The organism is Terrabacter terrae, assembly GCF_039529575.1.
Lineage (GTDB): Bacteria > Actinomycetota > Actinomycetes > Actinomycetales > Dermatophilaceae > Terrabacter > Terrabacter terrae.
Genome location: NZ_BAAANB010000174.1, coordinates 1 through 4,649, shown reverse-complemented (window position 1 = coordinate 4,649; position 4,649 = coordinate 1). Strand labels below are relative to the sequence as shown.

Annotated in this window: 7 protein-coding genes; 4 read left to right on the top strand and 3 right to left on the bottom strand. The window is 75.4% G+C overall.

Going from position 1 to position 4,649, the window contains the following annotated elements; all coding sequences use genetic code 11:
• The 4 genes from ABD194_RS20480 to ABD194_RS20465 all read left to right on the top strand — a co-directional run.
• On the top strand, positions 1-371 hold a 371-nt coding region (locus tag ABD194_RS20480; protein WP_343994961.1), incomplete at its 5' end, for a DoxX family protein.
• A gap of 102 nt (positions 372-473) precedes the next feature.
• Complete coding sequence (locus ABD194_RS20475) at positions 474-959, top strand: hypothetical protein (RefSeq protein ID WP_343994959.1); 486 nt, start codon at positions 474-476, stop codon at positions 957-959.
• 139 nt (positions 960-1,098) lie between these two features.
• A complete protein-coding gene (locus ABD194_RS20470; RefSeq protein WP_343994957.1) occupies positions 1,099-1,809 on the top strand; it encodes a dienelactone hydrolase family protein in 711 nt (236 codons plus the stop codon).
• A 113-nt stretch (positions 1,810-1,922) separates the two neighbouring features.
• Positions 1,923-2,363: a hypothetical protein gene (locus ABD194_RS20465; RefSeq protein WP_343994955.1), complete on the top strand. Its 441-nt coding sequence runs from the start codon at positions 1,923-1,925 to the stop codon at positions 2,361-2,363.
• Between the two features lie 10 nt (positions 2,364-2,373).
• Here the strand turns inward: ABD194_RS20465 and ABD194_RS20460 are convergent, their stop codons facing one another.
• From ABD194_RS20460 to ABD194_RS20450, 3 genes are all read right to left on the bottom strand, one after another.
• Positions 2,374-3,102 carry a phosphodiesterase gene (locus ABD194_RS20460; RefSeq protein ID WP_343994953.1) on the bottom strand — a complete coding sequence of 243 codons (729 nt, stop codon included), beginning with the start codon at positions 3,100-3,102 and terminating at the stop codon, positions 2,374-2,376.
• Positions 3,103-3,223: 121 nt separating this feature from the next.
• Positions 3,224-3,844, bottom strand: coding sequence for an isopentenyl-diphosphate Delta-isomerase (gene idi / locus ABD194_RS20455; RefSeq protein WP_343994951.1), 621 nt, complete (start codon positions 3,842-3,844; stop codon positions 3,224-3,226).
• On the bottom strand, positions 3,841-4,649 hold an 809-nt coding region (locus ABD194_RS20450; RefSeq protein WP_343994949.1), incomplete at its 5' end, for an FAD-dependent monooxygenase. The genes idi and ABD194_RS20450, both read right to left, overlap by 4 nt.

The window sequence follows — 4,649 nt, the reverse complement described above, 5'->3', positions numbered from 1 at the left end:
TCCTCGGCTTCGGCGTGCTGAAGTTCTTCCCGGGCCTCAGCCCGGCGGAGGCCATCGCCGCAGCGACCATCGACCGGCTGACCGTCGGCCTCGTCTCGGGCCATGCCGCCGTGCTGCTGACGGCCGTCACCGAGACGGTCATCGGCCTGACGCTCGTGTCCGGGAGGTTCCTGCGGGTCGGCCTCGTCGTCCTCGGCGGAGCCCTCATCGGAATCATGTCGCCGCTCGCGCTCTTCACCGCCGAGCTCTTCCCGCACGGCCCGACGCTCATGGGCCAGTACGTCCTCAAGGACATCGTCCTGGCCGCCGCCGCGCTCGTCGTCACGGCACATGCCCTCGGCGCGCGGCTGCACACCGGCTCGGACGACTGAGCCGAACCGCTCTCACCGAGCGACCGTTGGGTGCGCCGTGACCACCACGGGGCACCCAACGGTCGCTCCCCGTCACACCTCGGAGACAGAAGGAACCGTCCCATGACCGCCATGACCGCCACGCCCGCCCTGACCGCCCCGACCACCCGCCCCGCGTCGGCTCCCGACGCCGTACGCCGCCCGCGGATCGTCGACGTGCCGTCCGACTTCCGCTTCCGCACCGCCCCGGACGGCAGCTCGACCCACCGCTTCCCGGCCGCGACCTACTTGTGCCGCAACGTCGCTCGTGAAGAGCGGGCGATCGCGCAGCAGGCGCTCGAGGCGGCCGACCGGACGGCGTCGCACCGCATCGGCGGCGTGGCGCTCGTCGGCGCCGCGCTCTTCGCCGCCATCCTCGTGCTGCTCGGCACGGGGCGTGCGGAGTCGGGGTCCGGCGTCCTCGTCCTGGCGCTGCTCGCCGCCGCACTGGTGCTGCTCGTCGTCGCGCTCGTCACCGTCCTGCGCCGCCACGAGCGCGAGCATGACGCCCTCGCCGGGCGGGCCCGGATGTACGAAGCGCGCCTGCGCGAGCTGCGGACGCGCCGCTGAACGGCCGGCAGGTGCCCGGGGCACCTGACGGCCGGAGCCCGGCACACGGCATACGCCCTCGGTGGCGTGGGCCCCGCACCCACCGACCGCTCGCCGACCGCTCGCCGGCCGTTCAGGCAGGGTCGCCATACTGTCCGCCATGACCGAGAACGTGACGATCGCGACCGTCGCCGGAGAGATGCCCGCCCGCTTCTGGCTCCCGCCCACCGGCCACGGTCCGGGCATCGTCGTGCTGCAGGAGATCTTCGGCGTCAGTGACTACATCCAGCGCCGCGCCGCCCAGCTCGCCGAGGCCGGCTACGTCGTCGTCGCTCCCGAGATCTTCTGGCGCCTCGGCGTCACGGAGCCGGTCGAGGGGGACGACGCCCTGCAGCAGGGCATGGCGCTCGTGCAGCGCCTCGACTGGCAGGCCGCGGTGACCGACGCCGCCGCCACCGTCGAGTGGCTGCGCGGCCGTGACGAGGTGACCGGCGGTGTCGGCGCGCTCGGCTTCTGCTTCGGTGGCGGCCTCGGCTACAACCTTGCCGCGCACCTCGAGTCGGACGGCGACGCCCCGCTCGACGCGCTCGTCAGCTACTACGGCTCGGCACTGCCGGGCCTGCACGACTCCCTGACGGTGACGGCCCCGAGCCTGCACCACTTCGGCCTCGCCGACTCCTTCATCGACACCGAGACGGTGCGCCGGATCGAGGCCTCGCTGACCGCGCAGCCCGACACCGTCGTCGAGACGTATGCCGGCGCCGACCACGCGTTCGACAACGACGACATGCAGTGGCACGACCCGACCTCCTCGACCCTCGCCTGGGCGACCACGATGGAGTTCCTCCGCGAGCGCCTCCCGGTGGCGTGACCGTGCCGGATCGACGCGCAGCCGTCGACGCGACGAGGTCCGGGCGGGACCAGCACCGGGTATGGCTCCGTGGGCTGCCGATGCAGCCCGAGCCCGAACCGACGAGGAGTTCCGTGGATCTGCACCAGGTCGAGGTCGTGGCTCCCGGACTGGCCGCGCGCATCGCCGGCGCAGAGCGAGGGCAGGCCCGCCGCTTCGCCTTCCGCGTGGCGCGCCTGGCCTGCTCCGTGGCCGACCTCCACGACGCCACCGCCCTCGAGGTCGCCCGGGGCGGTCTCGAGCACTATCCCGAGATCGAGGAGCTCATGCACCTGTGGGAGCTCGAGCGCGAGCTCGAGGCCGCGTGCGCGGCGAGCATCGGCGGCGACCCGAGGACGGTCGAGATCGGGGAGCTGCGCCTGCACAGCGACTGTGCCAAGGCCCGCGCGGTGGCCGCCGTCATCGCGGCCCTGCGGCCCGACGCCCTGGTCGCGGCCCGTGACGCCACGCGCGAGGCGTTCGCGGCCGGGTGCGACCAGCACGTCCTCGAGGACCTCGCCGGCGAGCTGCTCTGAGCCGTCCGGCTCAGTCGCCCCCGACCGGCAGCGCCCCGACCTCGGGCGAACGGCTGCGGCTCAACCGGCGCGCCCACCGGTAGGCCGGCTCGCGCAGGCCCACCACCCACGCCGGGGGCCTCGTCCCCTCCAGCTCGTCCACGATCGGGTCGAAGCGCGTCCGCGTGTCGGGCAGCCGGCGGCGCAGCTGCAGCAGGCCGACGCCGGTCCAGCGCCCCCCGTCGACCGAGACGGCCAGCTCGTACTCGCGAGGCTGCTCCGCCTCGCCGAGGGGGCGCACGAGCAGCTCCAGCGACCGGCCGCCCGCACGGGTGGGCAGCAGTGTCGTGAGCGGCCGGGTCGCGGCCCGCCGGACCGGGCGCAGCACGTAGCGGCTGAGCCGGCCGGTGCCCGTCGTGGCGAAGAGCAGGTCGGCGGGGCGTCCTCGCGTCCCGGCGTCGGGCAGGCGCACCGCGAGGCCGCCGACGTCCCACCAGCCCTCCGGCGTGCCGACCGCGCGGGAGACCCGGACGGTGCAGGCGTGGACGCCGCGCTGGAGGAGCAGCGGCACGCCGAGGTCGGGCAGCGGCGAGTCGACCCGCAGCTCGGCGGCCCACGTGCTGCCTGCGGCGTGCAACGGCTTGCGCCCCGTGGCCCACGCGACGACGCCCAGTCCGGTGGCGAGGGCGGCACCCGCGACACGCGAGGGCGGCGTCGGCACGCGAGCCGGTGCGGGCTGGTGGCTGGAGGGTGCGCTCACGCCCTCCCTTTACCCAACCCGGACCCGGCGCGCGCGGTTCGCTGCACACCCTGAGGCCGTCGCCACGCCGTATGCCGGGTGCCGCCGCCCCCGGGGTGTGCCGCCGTCCGCGGGGGTGCGGTCACAGGACGTGGGTCGTCATGGCGGCGGGCAGATCGGCGGGGTCGGCCGACGGCCAGGCGGCGGGATCCGGGCCAAGGCGGTCGAGCTCGGCCACCTGCTCACGGCACCACGTCGAGACCTCGCGCCCGCCCGACAGGACGTCGGAGGCGAACTGCTCCCACGGCACCCACTCGGCTGCGGCCACCTCGTCCGGGTCTGGCTGCGGCTCGGGCGCGACGCCGACGACACGTCCGACGAGGACCGGGCACAGCTCCCACTCGACGACGCCGTCCATCTCGGCCCGGTAGGAGAAGCGCGGCAGCACGAGGCGCAGATCGCGCACGTCGATGCCGAGCTCCTGCCGCCCGCGGCGCTGCACGGCGTCCTCGACCGGTTCGCCCGGGGCCGGGTGCCCGCACGCCGAGTTGGTCCAGACGCCGGGGAAGGTGGCCTTGTGCAGGGCGCGCCGGGTCACGAGCAGGGCTCCGGCGCCGTCGAAGAGGTAGACGGAGAAGGCGAGGTGCAGGGGCGTCTCGGCGTGGTGGACGGTCGCCTTGGGCGCCGTGCCGACCGCGTGCCCGTCCGCGGCGACGAGGACGACGAGCTCCTCGAGGTGCTCGCTCGTGGCATACGACGTCACCGGCCGGGCCTCGCGAGCTCGTTGACGGCGCCGCGGAAGATCGGTGGCAGGCTCGCGGCCGCGGGCACGAGCAGGCGCCGGCTCCACGCGGGCCGCGTGACCTGCACGAGGGCGTGGGTGAGCAGCGAGTAGCGGCGGGTGGCGGCCCGCCACGACCTCTCGTAGGACTGCGGGTCGCCCGCCGCGATGGCGCTGACGGCGGCCCGGGCGTGCGCCAGGCCCAGCGAGATGCCCTCGCCGGTGAGCGCGTCGACGTAGCCGCTGGCGTCACCGGCGAGCAGCACCCTCCCGGCGACCCGGCGCGTCGACCGCTGCCGCAACGGGCCGGCACCGCGCACCGAGGTGACGACCGGGGCGCCGTCCAGCCGTTCGCGCAGCTGGGGGAACTCGGCGAGCCCGTCGCTCAGCGGCCCGCGCTGCTTCGTGAGCACCGCGACGCCGACGAGGTCGTCGGCCACCGGTGTCACGTAGGCCTCGCCGTGGGCGCCCCAGTGCACCTCGACGTGGTGGCTCCACGGCCGTATGCGGTAGTGCTGGCGCAGCCCGAACCGCCGCTCCGGCCGCTCGGCCCCCTGGCCCTTGCTCCGGGGTCGGTCGGCGGCGCGCTCGTGACGGTCACGGCCCTTCTTCTGCGGTGCCTGCGGAGGCCGGTCCCGGTCGAGCCCCAGCGAGCGCCGGGTCGGGGAGTGCAGGCCGTCCGCGGCCACCACCCAGGCCGCGCTCACGGCCGGGCCCGGCCGTCCGGAGTCCTCGGTGCGGACGGTGACGGAGGTGTCGTCCTGCGTCACGTCGGCCGCCTCGAGCG